Annotated in this window: 8 protein-coding genes; 7 read left to right on the forward strand and 1 reads right to left on the reverse strand. The window is 65.7% G+C overall.

The genetic code is table 11. From position 1 onward, the window contains the following. The first annotated feature begins 327 nt into the window (after positions 1–327). From N2K98_RS04700 to N2K98_RS04730, 7 genes are all read left to right on the forward strand, one after another. Positions 328–2,934, forward strand: coding sequence for a helix-turn-helix transcriptional regulator (locus N2K98_RS04700; protein WP_255866191.1), 2,607 nt, complete (start codon positions 328–330; stop codon positions 2,932–2,934). 20 nt (positions 2,935–2,954) lie between these two features. Continuing rightward, on the forward strand, positions 2,955–5,660 hold the full coding sequence (locus N2K98_RS04705; protein ID WP_260554034.1) for a helix-turn-helix transcriptional regulator: 2,706 nt from the start codon (positions 2,955–2,957) through the stop codon (positions 5,658–5,660). Between the two features lie 294 nt (positions 5,661–5,954). Next, complete coding sequence (locus N2K98_RS04710) at positions 5,955–8,204, forward strand: helix-turn-helix transcriptional regulator (RefSeq protein WP_255866193.1); 2,250 nt, start codon at positions 5,955–5,957, stop codon at positions 8,202–8,204. Positions 8,205–8,511: 307 nt separating this feature from the next. Then, positions 8,512–11,259: a helix-turn-helix transcriptional regulator gene (locus N2K98_RS04715; RefSeq protein ID WP_255866194.1), complete on the forward strand. Its 2,748-nt coding sequence runs from the start codon at positions 8,512–8,514 to the stop codon at positions 11,257–11,259. Then, entirely contained in the window at positions 11,256–14,009 is a 2,754-nt protein-coding gene (locus tag N2K98_RS04720) for a helix-turn-helix transcriptional regulator (protein ID WP_255866195.1), read from the forward strand. Before N2K98_RS04715 ends, N2K98_RS04720 begins: the two co-directional genes overlap by 4 nt. Before the next feature lie 230 nt (positions 14,010–14,239). Then, positions 14,240–15,757 (forward strand): sugar transferase, encoded by a 1,518-nt coding sequence (locus N2K98_RS04725; RefSeq protein WP_255866196.1) that lies wholly within the window; start codon positions 14,240–14,242, stop codon positions 15,755–15,757. 24 nt (positions 15,758–15,781) lie between these two features. Then, entirely contained in the window at positions 15,782–16,234 is a 453-nt protein-coding gene (locus tag N2K98_RS04730; RefSeq protein WP_229952438.1) for an adenylyltransferase/cytidyltransferase family protein, read from the forward strand. Here N2K98_RS04730 and N2K98_RS04735 read toward each other — a convergent pair. Continuing rightward, positions 16,204–17,100: a glycoside hydrolase family 16 protein gene (locus tag N2K98_RS04735; RefSeq protein ID WP_255866197.1), complete on the reverse strand. Its 897-nt coding sequence runs from the start codon at positions 17,098–17,100 to the stop codon at positions 16,204–16,206. The two genes, N2K98_RS04730 and N2K98_RS04735, sit on opposite strands and share 31 nt — an antisense overlap. Positions 17,101–17,172: the final 72 nt, after the last annotated feature.

The following is a 17,172-nucleotide window of genomic DNA, read 5'->3' on the forward strand; positions in this document are numbered from 1 at the left end:
TCAGGGCTCCCAAAGCGGGGCCGACGTCGGGAGGCCTCCGAGACTGGGCCACCCCCATCCCGGCGTCGGTCCCTTATTATCACCGCATTCTTATCGCCCTTATTAGTACCGTCTTTCCGCCTCAGTCCGGTGCAGCCTGATGCTTCTAAGCCAGGCTGAAGTTGGCTCGGTGCGCTGATCCGGCGCGCCGTGAAAAAACATGCTTTTGTATCTAGACGCTTCCTACTTACGCGCGTATGCTCCATTCCACTGAGCAGTTGCTACCGATAGACGCGGCATCCCGAATCCGGATTCCGTGCTGGCGTTGTGGGGGGCGTGGGCTGGTTGATGGAAAGTGTTTCACTTGTCGCCGGGCTAATCGGACGCAAAGAGCTAGTTGAAGATCTGTGTTCGGCCCTTGCTGCCGGCGGAGCCGGAGCAGTCATCCTCGGTCAGCCCGGTGCCGGGAAAACTGCGGTGCTCAACGCCGTCGCTGACCGTCTGCGGGCTGACTTCCACATAATTCCGGTCCGCGGTACGGCCATCGCCGCCGAGACTCCGTACGGAGCCCTGGCCTACCTCGTAAGCAGCCTGCCCGAAGGCGCGGACCAGGATCCGCTTCAGCTGCTGCAGGAACTCGGCCGCTCCTTTGAGTCTGAAGCGCAGGAAAAGCCCGTGCTGGTCACGGTGGACAACGCGGACCGGTTGGATCGTTTTTCCATCATGGTGCTGTCCCAGTTGCTTCGGCGGGGAAAGATTGCCGTGCTGGCGGCTGCTTCCCAGTCGATGGACGCAAACCATGAGCTGGTGGGCCTGTGGAGCGAAGGCCTGCTGGAACGGGTCGACCTTGAACTGCTCACAGAGCGGCAAACCCGCCTGTTGATGCAGGAGTTGCTCGGAGGCCCCGTATCGTCTCTTGCCGCAGCCACAATGTGGCAGGAAACAGCGGGCAGCCCCCGGCTCATCCGGCTCATGACAGGTGCACAGGTGCGGTCCGGAACCTTGGTGCGTCGGGAAACCATATGGGTCCGCACAGCCCCCTTTGTCCGCACCGGCGAGGTGAGTGAGGTTTTCGACACCGTGCTGGACCTGCTGGGCGCACACGAACGCCGGCTGGTGGAGGTCCTGGCCCTGTGTGTCAGCCTGTCTTTATCCAGAGTCCTGGAACTGGTACCGGCAGCTGCCGTAGAGACACTCGAAGAGCAGCAGGTTATCTCTGTTGGCGGCGACCCGCCTTCAGTGAGGCTCGGCGGTGGAACTCCGGGCTCAGTGATAGCGGCGAGTATGGCGCCCGGCCGGAGGCGGGAACTGTGGGAGGACGTGGCAGTCCGGATTGACCCCACGGACATGGACGGCGAGGAACTGGCCGCTTTCCTGGGCTGGGCCCTGTCCTGCGGTGAGGAGGTGCGGCCGGCGGACGCCCTCCGCGCCGCGCGTGCGGCCAACGACCGTGCGGATGCAGCGGCCGCGCTCCGGTTCGTCCGGTCAGTGCCCTCGAAGGCCGCCAGCCAGGACATGCTTCTTGAAGAGGTCCGCGCCCTGCACAGTGTGGGGCATCTCGACAAAGCACTGCGTGTTTTCCGCGACGCGGAGCCCCGCTTGGCATCGGAGCAGCGCTCCAGCTTTGTGCCGTTGATGCTGCTTTACAGCTATCTCCTTGCCCGTGTTCCCGGATCAGGAGATCCCCAGCGGGCCCTTGCCGCAATTGAGGAGTCATGCCCGGCAGAGGGGGATTCACCGGAATTGGAGGCGGCGCTGGTCATTGCCCGCAGCGCACTGGCTGCGGACGGAGGCCGGCTTGCGTCGGTCCCGGACCGTCTCACGAGTCTGGCGGGGGACCGGAAACTGGGGCAGGCCACTCGGATGCAGGCCGCGGCGTTGTCCGCCCATGTCCTCGCCCTGGCCGGGCGGACCGGAGAAGCACTGCACATCCTGGACCAGCTGGGGCAGCCGGAGAACTACGCGCTCAATGCCGGAAACGCCGCGGAAGTCTGCACCCGGATATTCGATACCTATGTCCTTTCGGGTGAGCTGGACCGGGCTGCCGAATTCGTTCGGGCCTTCGACGAGGCCGGAGTCCGGCCCTCCTACCAGGGCAGCGCAGGCGAACTGGCCGTGGCCGTCCTGGCGGCCTGGCAAGGGCAGGAGAAAGGGAGCCGGGATGCGCTGACCGGCGCTATCGGGCAGCTCCGCGTCCACGACCCGCAGGACATGCTTCCCCTTGCCCGAACCCTCACTGCCTATATCCATCGCGAGCAGCGCCCGGAAGCCGCCGAGATGCTTCGGCAGGCTCGCGCCGGCAGGCAATACTACGGCTACTTCCGGGGGTTCCTCCTCCGCTATTTCGCGATCCTGTCCGAAGATGCCGACGACGGAATCCGCTGCGGGCGTCTGCGCGGAGAAGCTGCGTCCGCCCATGCGGCAGGGTACGCGGCACCGGCACTGCTGTTCCTGTCGGCAGCTGTTCGGGCCGGTGACAAGGACGCCGCCGCTGATGTCATTAGGGTGTCCAAGGACGTGAGCGGAAGGTTCAGCGGGCTGATGGCTGACTTCGCTGCCGGGTTGCTCAACGATGATCCTGCCCGTTTGGTCGCCGCGGCAAAGGGGTTCATTGACTGCGGTCAGTACCTGCTGTCCCGGGATGCCGCCCGGGCGGCTGAGCACCGCATGGCCAACTGCACCGCAGGTGAGCGGAAAATTCTGGCACGAGCGGCCCGTGAAGTGGCAAATGCAAGCATGCGCCGTATGCAGCATTCCGGTGGCCGTGCAGAAACACTGGCAAAACTGAGTGAATTCGAGGCAGATCTTGCGCTTCGGGCGGTTACGCTGGCCACAACCACGCAGATAGCCGGGGATCTGAACCTGTCTCCCCGGACCATCGAGTGGCACCTGGGAAAGATTTTCGCGAAGCTCCACGTCTCCGGCCGCATTGAGCTGTCCGAGATCCTGGCCTAGGGACCGACGGGGGGGATGGGATGCACGGGTTGAACGCGCGGTCGCTGACGGGCAGGGATATCGTCCTTGCCTCCGTGCTCGAGAGCCTGCGCCGCCCCGCTGGACACGGTGCCGCCGTCGCGGCGGAAGCCGGACTGGGCAAAACTGCCATAGCAACGGCAGCCGCCCAGGAAATGCAGGCGGAGATGCCCGTCTACTGGGTGTACTCCAGTCCCGCCCTGAAGACCGTGCCGTACGGTGCACTGGCTGCGCTCCTGCCTGACCTCGCGCCACGGCAGACGGGGTCTGCCCTGGCGGTGATGCGTGCTTTGATGGCTCGCATCATTGCCCAGGCGCCAGAGGGCGGAGCGCCCGCAGGCCGGCCGGGCCGGGCACCGTTGGTGGTTGTCGACGATGCGCACGACATTGACGGCCCCAGTCTCGATCTACTCGCCCAGCTCCTTGACGCCCGCCACATCAGGCTGCTCGTCCTGACCCGGACCTTCCAGGACATTTCAGACGTGCTTCCGCACATGTGGGACGGGCAGGTAACCCGCCACCAGCTCCTGCCGCTGGACGAACGGGAGGTCCTTCAGCTGTGCCAGCAGGAGCTCCAGGGCCAGGTCAGCATCACTGCCGCAGTTGAGCTGGCCCGCCTCACCGGTGGAAATCCCATGTACCTGCTCGCTTTGCTCGATGAGGCGGTGCGCACCGGTTTCCTGGTCCAGCGGCAGGGCATCTGGGCAACGACAGACAGCGAGACGCCCGTCGGAGGACGCGTAGGAGACCTCGTAAAAGCCCAGATCCGGGGTCTGGACCCGGCCGACCGCACGGCGCTGGAGGTCATTTCGCTTGCTGAACCGCTGCCGCTGCGGCTCGCCTTCCGGTTGGGACTGCACGCCTCAGTGGACCGTCTGGCGAATCTCCTCCTGGTGATGGTTTCCGGCGCGTCCGACGCCGGGCAGGTTGTGCGTCCGCTGCACCCGATCTATGGAGAAGTTGTCCGGGGGATGGTTCCGGCTGCCCGCAGTGCGCGCCTGCATAAACAGCTGCAGGCCGTGCTGGCAGGCGTCGACCTGGGGGAGGAAGGGCAGCTCCACCTTGTCTCATGGTCCTTGGCGCTCGGAGCACAGGTTCCGGAGCAGGAGCTGCTGTATGCCGCGGAAACGGCAAACAACCGATCCGATCCCCGGCTGGCACTGAGGGCTGCCGCTGCTGCAGGAAGAGGGGCGCTGCGCATACCGGCACGCATCCAGGAAGCGCGCGCACTGCTGCTGCTCGGCAAAACAGGCCAGGCAACGGCAACGTTGGAAGGGACACTCGAGCAGGCAGCAGATCTGCGCACCGTGAAGCAGGCAATGATGGTGCACGTCCAGCTGGCGCAGCAGTCCACATTCGGGAGCGGCTGGGAGGTTCCCCTGGCCAGGCAGTGGAACCGGGCAATAGACCGCTTGTCCGGGAGCCAGCCGGCGGAAGCGGTTGAATCGGCCCGCTGCGGGGCACAGACGCTCCGTCTCCTGTCCCGGGTTTGGGCGGGTGAATACGCCCAAGCGGAACTGGAACTGGCTGAGGTCCTCCGCAAGGCACGTGAAAGCGCCGACGTTGAAGCAATCCTGTTTGCCGAAGCGATGACGGCCGAGGTCCAAGTTGCGACAGGGCGGGCGCAAACCGCGCTTAAGCACAGCACGGCCGCCATGGATCTGTTACCGGAAGCCACTGCCGGTTCACGGCTCTTCGGCCCGTTTGTCCTCCACCGGCATCTCACCGTGCTGCTCTGGCTCGGGGACTGGGAACAGCTGCAGCGGTCCGTTGCCTCCGCGGATTCGCCGGTTCAACGCACGCTGTTGCATTCCGGCGGAGTCGCGGATTTTGCGATGGGCCTGGGCCATCTGCGTGCCAACGACCTGCACGAGGCCGTGAAAGACTTTTCCGCTGCAGTGGAAGCAGCAACCCGCAATGATCCCGAAGGGATCCTTCCGTTGGCCCTGGCATTGGCTTCCTTTGCCGCCGCGAGCCTTGGCCAGCGGGAAGCAGCCGGGCGGCTGCTTGCCGCCGCTGGAAGGACTCCGCCGCGGGGACCGGAACAATACCGGCTTCTGGCCGAGGGAATTCTCGCCGGGGGACGGTTCGCACTGGACTCCGACGGCTCGTACATTCAAAAGCTGCGCGACACGGCGGCTGCAGCCCAGGAGCGCTCCTTCACGGCGGTGGAATTCACCCTGCGCACCCTGTCCCTGCGGCTGGGGGACCTTTCCGAGGCCGGCCGACTGCTGAAGGTGACAGAGGGATTCGAAGGACCGCAGGCTCTTGTGCTGAACCGGGCGACCCGGGCCCTCGTCGACCAGGACAGCGCGGCGTTGGTGGCACTGGCCTCGGACCCGGAGCCGGAACTTGACCTGCAGCTGGCCCGGCAATGCCTGCTCGAAGCCCAGCGGCTGGCCCGCAGGAACAACGACCGCGCCTTATTGAACCGAATCCATCGGCTGACGGGACGGCACGGCGGCGGGAACCGCGGCATGCTTCCGGAGTTGACCCGGCGGGAGCGCGACGTCGCTGCCCTGGTCGCCGCCGGACAGCGCAACGCGGAAATCGCCAGAACGCTGAATCTCTCCGTCCGTACTGTCGAAGGGCATATCTACCGGACGTACGAAAAACTGGGGATCAGCCGGCGGGAAGAACTGAGGGAACGGTTTCCCCTGCTCGAGCGCCCCTCCGGAGGCTGGAAGCGGCCTGCTGAGGCCGAGTAATTTCCGCCGGGAACACCAGTAGGTTTTACTCGGGCGCTGCCATTCCGGGGTTCGTAGCCTTGTGCATGTTACTCAAGGTCAACCTGGTTACGGCAGCGGGCTTCCATCCGGTTCTGCCGCACCGGTACCTCGGGTCCCACATACGGAGCCGGCGGCGTCGATGCCCTCTGAGACCGGGGCGTCCCCCCAGCCGCCGTCGGCTCCTTCCCGGGTGCAATCCATGCACCCGCAGCAAGACCCCCGCAGTTTGGGCGAGACGCCAGGTCTGTACGACGCCGGTGAAGGAGCCGTTCGATGGAACTTGCCGGACGCAGCCGGACTCCCAGCGGCAGCCGGGACCCCGGAAGGAAAACCGGCACCCACCTCAGCGAACCCGTGCTGGCACAGGTGAAAAACACGGTGGCAGGAGCCCTCGAAGCATTGTCCGAGGACCGGAGCGTGGTGGTGACGGGGGCAGCGGGAACAGGTAAGTCCACCGCAATGGCCGGCATCCTGGCCGGCCTCGGCGACCGCTATTCGGTGCTGCAGCTGCGCGGCGCGGCTTCATGGGCCGGAAAGCCTTTCGCCGGGCTGTTCTGGCTGCTCAGTGAGCTGCCGCCTGAGACGCTGTCCAACCCGGTTTACGTGCTCCAGTATCTCCGGCGGGTCTTGAAAGACAAGGCAGCCGGACGTCGTCTTGTTCTTGCAATCGAAAACGTGGAGGACATGGACGAGGCAACCGTCGCTGTTCTTCTCCAACTGTGCAGGACAGGCAGTGCCCTGATGCTGGCAACCGTCCGCGATCTCTCCGCCTGCACCGGCGAGTTCGTCCGATGGTGGTCGGAAGAGTCAGTGCACAGGGAAGGCCTGGAGCCGTTGCGTTCCGGCGGAACCCGGGTGTTGCTGGAAGGACTGGCCGGGGGAAGGGTTTCCAACCGGCTGGTGGTCCAGGTGCAGGCCCGGAGCCGGGGCAACCCGCTGCTTTCTGCCCTGTTCCTACGGGAACAGATGGACGCCGGGACAGTGGTCCGCCGGCGGGGAACATGGGTATGGACGGGATCGGTGTCATATTCGGGCGCTCTGGCCGAGCGGATGGAGGCGGAGACCGGCGGGCTGTCCACCGCGGAACGGTTCGCTGCGGACGTGCTCGCGGTCTGCGGTGCCCTGCCCGTTCTTTTGCTGCTGCAGGTTGCCGATCCACCGGCTGTGGAACGGCTTGAACAGGATCTGCTGGTCTCCTCCGGATCGGCCGGTACCCTTCGGTTCAAGGATCCGCTGCTCGCCGAGGCCGCGGCAGCACTGGTCCCGCCGGGCCGCGCCGCAGAGATCCGGTCCCGGCTTGCCGCGGTCCAGAGCCGGCAGACGGCCGAATACACCCGGAACCCCCCGCATGCTGCGGACATAGCTGCTGTACGGGCAGCAGTGCAGGAAGCAGGGGACTTGTCCCGCTGCGGCCGGTGGACGGAAGCCAGTGCAGCGGCACGGACCGGACTGGAGCTTGCGGACAGGTACGGAATAACCGGTCGCCAGCGGCGGGACCTCCTCTCGGAGCTGTTCTGTGTGTTCCTGCGCTGCGGTGAGCTGCGCCATGCTGCCGATGTGCTGGCACAAACAGACAAGGCAGCCGAGGGAATGGAGCTTCGAGGAGGCAATGATCTGTGCGAGGGCATTGTGCAGGTCCTGGGCGGCCGCGCTGACCGTGCCCTGGACTCCCTGCAGCGGGCGCTGGCGCAGTTTGAGGAAGAAGGAACAGGGGACTTGGTTCCCCTGGCCGGAACGGCTGCGGCTTATGCATGCGTCCTGCTTGACGACGGCGATGCTGCCCGCAGCTACCTTTCGGCGGCCGGGCCCGGCACCCGGCAGCGTAGGGAGGGTGCCAATGCTTCTTCGACGGACGCCGGCGCACGGAGCTCCGACTGGGAAACCGCCCTTACCCGGAGCTTTTCCGAGTTGTGCGCCGTTCACGGGGTATCGGTCCCCGGGGACAACGGGGGGTTTACTGCCGCCGTCCCCAGCGGCACCCCCCGGGACCTTCCAACGTCCATGCTGGTGTTGACCGCTGCGGCTCTGCACGGCAGGCCCGGGGCAGCCGAGGAACTGCGGGAGGCAGCGGCCGGCTGCAGCGGGGATTCCGCGCAGATGTACCTGGAGCTGGCCGAGGGGCTCACGGCGCGCCGTCCCGCCAGCCTGCTCAGGGCAGCGGAAAGGGCACACAGCTTGGGCCAGTACCTTACGGCATACGGGGCAGCCGGCGGGGCGGTGCGGCTGGCACGCGAGCAATCGGACCGCGCGCGGCTGCGTGCTGCGCGGCGACTCGAGAACGCCAGTTACCGCTTGCTGCGGGCGGCAAACTCGGTGGCCGACCGGTTACCGGAATTGTCGGACTTTGAGCGGGAGCTGGCACTCGGGGCTGCAGCAGGGAAGAGCAGTTCGCAACTGGCGGGTGGCCTGCACCTCTCACCACGGACAGTGGACTGGCACCTCGGCCGCATCTTTCAGAAACTACGCGTTTCGGGGCGGACAGAACTGAGGGAGTGCCTCGAGGCGGAGCGCCCACGTAGCTAATGAGGCGCGTTTTTCCCCTGTCGACGGCGTTGTTGGCGGCGTTGCAGGTGGTTGGTACGGAGAAACCACGTAGACACGGGCCGTCCCGGCACTTCATTTCCAAGTAACCCAGGTGGTCTAACTAGGGAGCGCTACTCGTGTAGCGCAGATGCTCCCTTTCTACTCTGGTGCATGGCAGCAGGGCCTTCAGTCCTGCGGAACCCGCACGCCGACGGCGCCTGGGTGCGCCAGCTCCGTTGCCGAACCTGTTCCAGAACCGCTTGTACGTGAACCGAAAAACGTTAGCCGACAGAAAACGGGTCTCAAAGTGCAGCTTCATGATGATCAACCAGCCTTTCCCCGTCTAACCGCCGCAGACACACCGGATGCCGCAGCGGGCACAGAGGCCCGACAGCAGGCCCAGCCCGTCGTCGTCGGCCGCGAACAGGTGCTGCAAGAAATACTGCGGAGCCTGTCCGGGGGTACACAGGGAACCGGCTGCCTGCTTGTGGGGGAGGCCGGTATCGGCAAGACCGCCGTGATGCAGCACGTGCTCCGCAACCTGCAGGAAGACACGTACATCGTGCAGGTGCGCGGTTCGGAGTTTGCGGGGAGAACACCGTTTGGTGCACTGACGTTCCTGCTCTCGGACCTGGACCCGGAGCTTTCCAACCATCCGGTGATGATCCTGCGCGGGCTCACGCAGCTGGTGTCGGAACGTTCCGGAGGCCGGCCCGTGCTCCTGTCCGTGGACAACGCGGAGGAGCTGGACGAGTTTTCAGCCATGGTGCTTACCCAGATGGTGCTGAACCGCAGCGCCGGGATGCTCGTGGCGTTCCGGGATTTCAGTTCGGCCCCGGCGGAATTTGCCGGACTATGGCGGGACGGCATCCTGGAGCGGGTGGATCTTGAGCCGCTGAGCGTACCCGAAACAGCTGCCTACCTCGGTGCGCTGCTGGGCGGGACGGTCTCGCGGGCCGCAGCAGCCGCCGTCCACGACCACGCCGGAGGCAACCCGCATCTGCTGGCGCTGGCGAGAACAGACTTTCAGGATGCGGGCCGGTTGAAACTGCATAACGGAAGCTGGATCCTTGCCCCCGGCGAAGAAATCCAGGGCGGGCGGGTCGCTTCCGCAGTCATGGGCAACCTCGCCGACCTGCCGCCCGCCCAGATCAAACTGCTCCAGTTGCTGTCGATGGCACAGTCGCTCCCGCTGCCCGTGGTCCTTGCCCGGTTGGACAACGCGGATCTGGACTCGCTGCAGGAAAAGGGAATCGTGACCCTCGCTGCCGGTCCCGTTGTTGACGTCCTGATCTCCAGTCCCGTAGTGGCACGGTCCGTGCGGGCCGGCCTGACCCCGGCGCGGCAGCGGCAGCTCTTTGAGGAACTTGCGCCGGCGCTGAACACCGGGCTGGTCCTGGATCCGCTCGTCCTGGCCCGCTGGCTGAGTGCCATCGGTGAAGAGCCGGCCTTGGAGCTGGTGCTCCGGGCTGCGCGTCTTGCCACTGCCTCGGGGCAGCCGGAGACCGCTGTCCGGTTGCTTTCGGCGGTCATCGACGGTGAGGAAAGCGCAGGGACCGTCGTCGAACTCGCACGTGCACGCACAGCACAGGGTGAATACGGAGCAGCAATGGGAGTGCTTGCGCGCTTCCGCGGCAGCGAATCGGTGCCGTCCGTGCAGGACCGGATCCGGCTGCTGCTCGCTGAGGGCAAGGTGATGTGTATTGAGGCCACCGGACTGCGCGATCCCCGCTCCGCGGACGTCCCCGCGGAGCCGACCCGGATGCGGCATACGGATCTCTTCGAGCAGGCGGAACGGGAAATTGCAGACCTCGGCGACGGGAACGGCGGAGATACCGCCGATCTGGTCCGGGAACTTGCTTTGGCCCGCGCCGAATGCCACTCCGCTCACGGCCGGTTCCTGGCCAACGCCACCTACCTGGCTGACCTGGACATCCCCGACGCGGGCTTCAGGATACTGCGGGCTACCTGGCAGGCCGAGGCGTGGAGCATGAGCAACCGCCAGGATGACGCCGTCGAGCAGGCGGGAAAGGTGGAGCGGCTCCTCCAAGGAGCTGAACTCACTGCCGGTACCCGTGCCCGCGTGGTCAGCAGGCTGCTGCACACCTACGCGCTCACCGGGGCGCTGCCCGCCTGCCAGCGGTTGCTTGAGCGGTCCGCTGCCGAGGGCATGGAGGGCACGTACGCGGAATTGGCTGAAGGATTGCTCCATGCCTTCGCCGGCAGGCCGGAACAGGCGCTCGCCGCACTGACCCCCGGGGTCAACCAATTGACGGTTAGCGGACCCGCGGCGTTCCTTCCGCTCGCTGCTGCCGCGGCAGCGTACTGCCACGCCGTAGAGGGGCGGAGCGAGGAGGCGCGCCGGTACCTGCAGGTGCAGCGTTCGGCGGCTGACGGCGGCCCCTGGACGGTTCGCCGCGGTGCCCGGCACTTCGCCGCCCTGACCGAAGCAGCGCTGGGATCGGAGACCGGCAGTTCCCGCTTTGCCTCGCTCGCGGCGCAGGACCACAGGCGGGGGGCCTACGCTTATGAACTGTTGGCCCGGTTGACCGCCATGCGGCTGGGCGACGAGGAAAGCCTGGATGACGTCCTTTCCGTTGCGGCCAACCAGGAAGGGGACTTCGCGGCCTTGTGCGAGCTTTATGCCAAGGGGCTGGGCAACGGGGACTCCCAGGTACTGCTGCGGGCGTCGGAGACAGCCGCTGGGATCGGGCATGTCCTGCTGGCCCGGGAAATCTCGGAACATGCCCTGAGCATCGCCTCGGGAGCAGGGGACCGCGCCACGGTCCGCTTTATCCACCGCAGCCGCCGAGTGGCAGCTCCCGATTCTCCGGCCGAAGCGGCCGACGAATTCCTTGGCGCACTTACCGCCAGGGAACGCTCCATTGCGCGGAAGGCCGTGGCGGGCACCAGCAACAAAAAGATCGCAGAGGAACTGGGCATCTCGGTCCGGACGGTAGAAGGACATCTGTATCAGGTGTACTCCAAACTCCATGTGGGAAGCCGGCGGGAGCTGGCCCGAACTATTGCCGAGCAGTCAGGGGCGAAGAAATGACGCACTGGGGACAGGGCCGCCAACTGTTCGGCCGCGAACGTGAACTCGCAGAAGTGACCAGCCGGCTCTTGGACCCGGGACTGCGCGGCGTGGTCCTGCTGGGAGCCGAGGGGATCGGCAAGTCTTCCCTCGCCGAGCTGGCGGCTGAGCGCCTCAGCTCCATCATGGTTCCGTATTATGTCTGCGGTTCCCCGGTGCTGTCCCGGATGCAGTACGGCATCCTGTCCACTTACCTGGGTTCGGCCACGGCTGCAGAAATGGAGTCCCCGCTCGCGGTCCTGCGGACGGTGCGGGCGCATTTCCAGCGCCTGACGGAAACCAGCGGGATGCAGACCCTGCTGGTGGTGGACAATGCCCAGCACATAGACGAAGCCAGCGCGCACCTGCTTACCCAACTGGCCATGTCCGGAGAACTGCGCCTGATGGTCATCTCCCGTGCCCGGGCACCGAGGATCCATGAGTTGCTCTCACTGGCCCGGGACGGTCTGCTGGCCCGCGTGGACCTGGGACCGCTGTCCCGGCACGCCGTCCACGAGTTCTGCGTCAGCGTCCTGGGAGGCCCGGTGCTCCAAGCCTCCAGCACGCTGTTAAGCCGGATGTCCGGCGGCAACCCCCTGTACGTGAAGGAACTGTTGAGCCGGGCCCAGCGGCAGCAGCGGCTCCTGGAAATGAACGGTGCCTGGTATCTGGGGAAAGAGCCCGACAGCTGCGACACCTCCCTGGTGGATCTGGTTAAGGGCATGCTGGCTTCGCGCAATCCCGCAGAACGCAATGTCCTGGAGACGGTCGCGCTCGCCGAACGGCTGCCGCGGTCCGTTCTGTCGGCGGTGTCCGACGACGAGGCCGTCCGCGCGCTCTTGATCGACGGGATCCTGGGAATCCTGCCGGACCGGGATGAATCCGTGTACCTGGTGCAGCCGCTGCACGAGCAGATCATCCGCAGCCTGGTTCCGGCCGCCCGCAGCGCCGAGATCCGCGCCCGGATCCTGGGGCGCTACGAGCCAGGATCGCTGCTGGACACGGTGCAACCGGCTGGCTTGGATACCCCGCTTAGGTATGCGGAGTGGGCCCTCGACTGCGGCGAACGGCTTTCCCCCGAGGAGCTTCTGGCGGCGGCGCGTGCGGCAAACGGAATGGGGGACGCAGCACGCGGCCACCGTTTCGCTGCTGCCGTTCACCTGCCGGCCTTCCGGAAGGCCGCAGAAGTGGAGCTCGCAGTTTCCTGTGCCAAACAGGGAAGCTACGCACGGGCTCGAACCCATCTGGAAGCACTCAAGACGGGGCCGGGCGAGATCGGCACCTGGGATCAGCGGAGCCTGCAGCGGGCAGCCTTCACAAGTGCGCTGATGCTCCGCCAGAGCAACGCGGACGCCGAGGAATTGAATGCCCTGGCGCAACGCTGGACTGACGTGGCAACCGGGGCGGCCGTCAGGGAGGTGGCTTCCGCCGGCACGCCGCCCGGCGTTTCCGCGGGGGCGGGAATGCTCGAGGCTGCCGCACTCGTGTTGAAGGGGGACTACGCCGAAGCCCGCACGCGGCTGGCCGCCATCGCAGGCGACGAGGAAGAACCGCAATCGGCCGACGACGTCGAGCGGGCCCTGATTATCCACGGACTTTATGCGGAAGTGCTGGGGGCGTGCGGCGAGGTGGGACCGGCACTGCAGCAGGCGCAGGCAGCGGCGAACATCCTCGCGGACAGCGCCGGACGGTTCCGGAGCTATTCCGGGTTCGTTTTTGTGCGCCATGCCTTCGCCCTGCTCCACGGCGGCCGGTTTACCCAACTGGAACAGCTGATCGCCAAGATGCACACCGGACCCCAGCACCTGCTGACCGTGCTGGGAGGAACCATGGGCGTTTTCGAGGCCGCCCTCGAAATCCACCGGGGGCGGTTGCAGGAAGGACTGCAGCGGCTGCGGCCGGCCGTGGAAGCGCTCCGCGAACACGATCCCGAACTGATGCTTCCCTACGCCCTCGGCCTGGCCGGCTACGCTTCGACGGTCGTCGGAGACGGAACTCCTGCCGCCGGGTTCGGCACTCAGGTTTCCGCCGCAGGCTACCCAGGTCCCCGGCATTTGTGGCTTACCGCCCAGGCGTACGCGGCGGCTGCTGAAGCCTCCCAGTCCACCGAGGGGCCCACCTCCGGCAGACTGGCGGTGCTTGCTGCCGAGGCACGGGCGGCCGGGTTGCGCAGCAGCGAAAAGGACATCCTGGAACTGTGCCTTGCCGTGGGGGACCTCACCCAGGTGGGACGCCTGGCCGAGCTGACGGCGGACTTCGAGGGCGCAGAAGCGCAGGCCCTGCACACCTATGCTGCGGCGGTTGCCTCCGGCAACCCTGACCGCATGGTTGCCGCCGCCGAGGACGCGATCGGAGCACAGAAGTACCTGGTGGCTGTGGAGAGCATAGGCCACGCCATCCGCTTCTACGGCAACCACGGAAACCTGCGCCGGCAGCGCGCGCTTATCCAGCAGCTGCGGCGGCGACGGGAGGAACTGGCGGGAGTGACCGTCTCGTATCTGAGCCCGTCGCTGCACCTCGTCCGCCTTACCCGACGCGAACACGAGATTGTGGCCCTGTTGCTGTCCGGGGCAACCACCAAGGACATTGCCGGCCACTTCACGCTGTCCCAACGGACCGTGGAGGGGCATGTATACCGGATTTACGTCAAGCTGGGGATCAGCCGGCGGGCGGATCTGGAATCTGCCTACCGTGCACTGGAACCGGGCCCCCGCAGCAGTTCCCTGCTCTAGCGGCTGCTGTCCGGGCAGCGGGCAATACCGGGGGCCGGAATTACCGTCGGTTATGCGGAACGCCGCGGCCCAAGAGTTTCATCTCCCAAACTGGGTAGTTGGCTGCACGTGGCACAAGTTTGTGGCCCATGGCTGGGTATCCGGTACTCGTGCCAACTGAATTCCCAGCTCCTAGGCTTGGCCCGATCCAGTATCAAACAGGTCTTTTTCGGGTGGTTCACGGGGGACGAATGATGACGGCGGTACAAGAACCAGCGGCTGAGGTCCGGCAGGCTCCGGGCTACACCTTTCCGAGCTTCACCACCCAGGGGATCTTTGGCAGGGCGGGGCAACCCACAGCAGCTGCGTGGAGACGGCGGTACCGCCGTATCCTCGCGGCCTCCGATGCCGTCGTGGTGTCCGTTGCCGTACTGGCCGGATACCTCTGGCGGTTCGGCCCCGAACCAGCCGGTGCGCGGGTGGGGCCGTTCACGTACCTGTGGGTCTCCCTTTTTATCAGCGCGGCCTGGATGTCTGCGCTGCATATCTACCGCAGCCGGGATGCGAGGATCACCGGCATCGGCACTGACGAATACAAGCGCGTCGTCAATGCGACAGTCACCCTGGCGGGAAGCCTGGCGTTCACGGCCGTGATCTTCGATGTGGACATCGCCCGGGGTTACTTCGGCTTCGTCCTGCCTGCGGGCGCCGCCGGGTTGATCAGTAGCCGCTGGTTGCTGCGGAGATGGCTCTGGGCCCAGCGGCGGCAGGGGGATTATCTCTCGAAGGTGGTGGTGCTGGGACGGGCACGGGACGTGCGATACGTGGTGCACCAGATTGCCCGGAAGTCCGCGTACCAAGTTGTGGGAGTGGCGCTGACCGGGAAGCCGCGCAGTTTCTTCGAGGTGGACGGTGAATCGCTGCCGGTGGTTTCGGACGAGCGGTCAGTGGTCGACGCCGTCCGCCGCGTGGGTGCCGATGCCGTCATTGTTGCGGGCCCTACCAAGGGCGGCAGCCAATACGTCCAGGAACTGGGGTGGGAGTTGGAAGAATCGGCAACCGAACTGATCCTGACAACGGGCCTGACCAATGTCGCCGGCCCTCGGATCCATTCCCGCCCCGTCGAGGGCCTGCCCCTGATGCATGTGGAACTGCCGCAGTACTCCGGGGCGCGGCACGCCGTCAAACGGATTTTCGATATTGCCGTCTCGGGTGTTGCACTCGTTCTTCTGCTCCCGTTTATGGTGCTGCTCGGCATGCTGGTCACACGCGACAGTCCCGGCCCGGCCCTGTTCCGGCAGGAACGGGTGGGACGCGGAGGACGCAAATTCCTGATGCTGAAGTTCCGTTCCATGGTGGAAACGGCCGAGGATGATCTGGCCGGCCTCTTGGACCGCAATGAAGGTGCCGGGCTGATGTTTAAGATCCGTGCAGACCCCAGGGTCACGAAAGTGGGTGCCTGGATGCGTCGTTACTCGCTGGACGAGCTGCCGCAGTTCTGGAATGTCCTCATCGGGGACATGTCACTGGTGGGCCCTCGGCCACCCCTGCAGCGCGAGGTGGACGGCTACCCCAGCCGGGTGCACCGCCGCCTCTATATCAAGCCCGGCATCACGGGTATGTGGCAGACCAACGGCCGCTCTGACCTTAGCTGGCAGGACAGTGTGCGCCTGGACCTCTATTACGTCGAGAACTGGTCCCTGACAGGGGACCTGATCATCCTCTGGCGCACCGTGGTCCAGATGTTCAAGCCGCTTGGATCCTACTAACCCGCGTCCTACGAAGGAGACACCATGGGCATTCGAATAGGCTATGCCGCCGGCGCGTTTGACCTGTTCCACGTAGGCCACCTCAACATCCTTCGTCAGGCCCGCACGCATTGCGACGTCCTCGTCGCGGGTGCCGTCTCGGACGAACTCTGCCTGGCCACCAAAGGCCGGCTCCCCGTGGTTCCCCTGAACGAACGCATGGAGATACTGCGGCACATCGACCTGGTGGACAGGGTTGTCAGCGAGACCTCGCCGGACCGCCTGCGGATCTGGCAGGAAGTGGGATTCAATGTCTTCTTCAAGGGAGACGACTGGAAGGACACCGCAAAGGGCAGGGCCATTGAGCGCAGCTTCGCCGCCGTCGGCGTGGAAGTGGTGTATTTCCCCTATACGGTCCACACCTCGAGCACGGTGCTGCGGCGGGCACTTGAAGTACTGTCCACCGGTCAGCGGGGGAGTTCCCAGACCCTGACGTAGTCGATTTCGAAGGGAGCGCGATCCACGGTGACCGAGGGATCAACCGGATCCGGATAGCCCCAATACTTCGAGCCGTACTGAAGGTTCAAGCGCATGTGGAACTTCGCTCCCGTTCCAAACGCAACGTCGTAGGCCGGATAATCCTCCCGAAGGACCTTCTTATAGAGCAGTCCGTCGATGTACCAGGCCATGCCCGTGGGCGTCCATTCGAAGGCCCAGACATGGAACTCGGTGTCCAGCCCCGGGATTGCCGGCGTCCACCCGCTGGTCTTGTTCTGTCCGGACTGGTCGAAATGCAGTGACGCCTGCGTCCGGCTGCGGGTTGAGAAACTATACGGGGAGGATGCCGCGGTCCCGTACGCCTCCATGATGTCGATTTCTCCTTCGGTGGCGCTGTTATCGGGACGGAGCCAGAAGGCGGGCCAGATGCCTTGGGACGAGCCAGGAGGCAGCGGCAGTCTTGCACGGATTTCCCACCGGCCGAACTCCTGCGAAAAAATACCGGCGCTGTCCACATATCCCGTGACAAACGGACGGTCTTCGTTGCCTGGGATCGGCGCCTCAAGGCGCTGACCGGTGATGGTGAGCATCCCGTTTCGGACGGCCACCTGGCTACTGGCGATCAGGGCACGGTCATAGCTGAGGGAGCCGTGCGTGGACCGGTCTCGAACCGTCCACCGCTCCAGGCCCGAGTCGAACTCGTCCCGGTGGACGGGAACGCCCCACTCGGGCAGGTAAGCCTCGTCCGCGCCAAGCGCACGATCAAGGACTAAATCGCTGGTGCGGCTTTCCCGTCCGGCGTCCCCGCCAGAAGGCAGCGCAACAAGCAGGAACGCAATCAGGAACAAACCGGGTACCAGCAGCATCGTCGCCGCCCTGATCGGCGGCGGGGTCAATTTTGTTATTTCGGCCCTTAAATCCACATCGTCCCCCGCGGT

Source organism: Arthrobacter jinronghuae (assembly GCF_025244825.1).
Lineage (GTDB): Bacteria > Actinomycetota > Actinomycetes > Actinomycetales > Micrococcaceae > Arthrobacter_B > Arthrobacter_B jinronghuae.